Raw genomic sequence first — 2,240 nt, 5'->3', positions numbered from 1 at the left:
CGTGGCCGCAAAAGCCTTGCCGTCAATGATTGTTGCGCTCATCCGTCTTTTCCTTCCTTGCCGATCACCCGTTCCTCACGGGCAATCACCGTCTCGATCATGAGTGTCCAAATCGCCCGGGCGAGTTCCGGATCCAGCCCCTCGGCCCGGGCCCTGTCGCCGACATTGGCCAGAACCGCCTCGATCCGGCGCGGCGCCCGGGCCGCGATGCCCTCGCGGGCCTTCAGGTCGGGCGCGCGATCGGTATAGCCTTCACGCTCTGCCAGAAGGCGCACCAGCTCGCGGTCGATCTCGTCGATGCAGAGCCGAAGCTCCGCCATGGTCTCAATGGTTTCGGGGGCAGGACGCGTCATGGATTTCCCTTTTCGCAATGGAACCTGCCCATCCCTACCGTCATTTTCCGGCGCCGTCCGGCCCCGGGAAAACCATCCCGCAAAATTCCGGGATTTTTTTCCAGAGCCACAGAACCGGCAGCAGCAGCACGAACCCGAGTCGGCCTTCCCTGCCGCTGCCTCCCGGGATCAGCCAACGTGCCAGCGTCACCCCGATCACCGCCGTCACGATGATCAGGACCGGCAAACCGAACACGCCCGCGACGATGATCGTACCGCGCGGGCGTGCCCTCTTTGTCGCTCAGAACAGGCCTTCGATCTGGCCCGCGTCGTTCAGGCGGATGCTTTCCGACGCCGGCACCCGGGGCAGGCCCGGCATGGTCATGATCTCGCCGCAGACGACGACGATAAAGCCCGCCCCCGCCGACAGCCGCACCTCGCGCACCGGCACCGAATGGCCGGTGGGCGCGCCACGCAGGTTCGGATCGGTCGAGAAGGAATACTGCGTCTTGGCCATGCAGACCGGCAGGTTGCCATAGCCCTGCTCTTCCCAGAGCTTCAGCTGATCGCGGATCTTCTTGTCCATCAGCGCCTCGTCGGCGCGGTAGATCCGCTTGCAGATGGTCTGGATCTTCTCGGCCAGCGGCATCTCGTCGGGATAGATCGGCGAGAAGTTGGCGCTTTCGCCCTCTGCCACCGCCACGACCTTGCGGGCAAGATCGGCCGAGCCTTCGGACCCCAGTTCCCAGTGACGGCTCAGCACCGCCTCGGCGCCGTGGCTGGCGACATAGTCCTTGATCGCCGCGACCTCGGCATCGGTATCGGTGACGAAGTGGTTGATCGCCACGACAACCGGCACGCCGAAGGATTTGAGGTTCTCGATGTGACGGCCCAGGTTCGGGCAGCCCTTCTTGACCGCCTCCACGTTCTCGGCGCCCAGGTCGGCCTTTGCCACGCCGCCGTTCATCTTCATCGCGCGCACGGTGGCCACGCAGACCACGGCGGACGGCGCAAGACCGGCTTTGCGGCACTTGATGTTCATGAACTTCTCGGCCCCCAGGTCGGCGCCAAAGCCCGCCTCGGTCACGACGTAGTCGGCCAGTTTCAGCGCCGTGGTCGTCGCGATGACCGAGTTGCAGCCGTGCGCGATATTGGCGAAGGGGCCACCGTGCACGAAGGCCGGGTTGTTCTCCAGCGTCTGCACCAGGTTCGGCTGCATCGCGTCCTTGAGCAGCACCGTCATCGCGCCCTCGGCCTTGATGTCGCGGCAGAAGACCGGCGACTTGTCGCGGCGATAGGCGATGATCATCGCGCCCAGGCGCTCTTCGAGGTCCTTGAGATCCTTGGCAAGGCAGAGGATCGCCATGACCTCGGAGGCCACGGTGATGTCGAACCCGTCCTCACGCGGGAACCCGTTGGCCACGCCGCCCAGCGACGAGGTGATCTGCCGCAGCGAGCGGTCGTTCATGTCGACGACCCGGCGCCACTGGACCCGGCGCAGGTCGATCTCCTGCGCGTTGCCCCAGTAGATGTGGTTGTCGATCATCGCCGACAGCAGGCTGTGCGCGCTGGTGATGGCGTGGAAGTCGCCGGTGAAATGAAGGTTCATCTCCTCCATCGGCACGACCTGCGCCTTGCCGCCCCCGGCGGCGCCGCCCTTCATGCCGAAGTTCGGTCCAAGCGAGGCCTCGCGGATGCAGATCATCGCCTTCTTGCCGATCTTGTTCAGACCGTCGCCAAGACCCACCGTCGTCGTCGTCTTGCCCTCGCCCGCAGGCGTCGGGTTGATCGCCGTCACAAGGATCAGCTTGCCGTCCGGACGGTCCTGAACCGAGTTGATGAAATCCTGGCTCACCTTCGCCTTGTCGTGACCGTAGGGCAGCAGGTGCTCACCCGGAATGTTCAGCG

General features: G+C 65.0%; 3 protein-coding genes. All 3 read right to left on the bottom strand.

Translation table 11 applies throughout. The features are described 5' to 3' along the window. Positions 1 to 38 precede the first annotated feature (38 nt). Positions 39 to 353 (bottom strand): chorismate mutase, encoded by a 315-nt coding sequence (locus RBB42_RS27975; RefSeq protein WP_305972705.1) that lies wholly within the window; start codon positions 351 to 353, stop codon positions 39 to 41. 40 nt (positions 354 to 393) lie between these two features. Beyond that, the gene (locus RBB42_RS27970; RefSeq protein WP_305972706.1) at positions 394 to 561 is read right to left on the bottom strand and encodes a hypothetical protein; all 168 of its coding nucleotides are present in this window, start codon (positions 559 to 561) and stop codon (positions 394 to 396) included. Positions 562 to 633: 72 nt separating this feature from the next. After that, positions 634 to 2,240: formate--tetrahydrofolate ligase (locus RBB42_RS27965; RefSeq protein ID WP_305972707.1), on the bottom strand; the 1,607-nt coding region annotated here is incomplete at its 5' end.

The organism is Mameliella sp. MMSF_3455 (assembly GCF_030733205.1).
Lineage (GTDB): Bacteria > Pseudomonadota > Alphaproteobacteria > Rhodobacterales > Rhodobacteraceae > Antarctobacter.
Note: the sequence above shows the minus strand (reverse complement) of the source record. Positions and strands in the feature narration are given on the sequence as shown.

Excerpts from the sequence above, each read along its gene's own strand:
- RBB42_RS27975 (WP_305972705.1), bottom strand. The coding sequence starts at position 353 with ATGACGCGTCCTGCCCCCGAAACCATTGAGACCATGGCGGAGCTTCGG.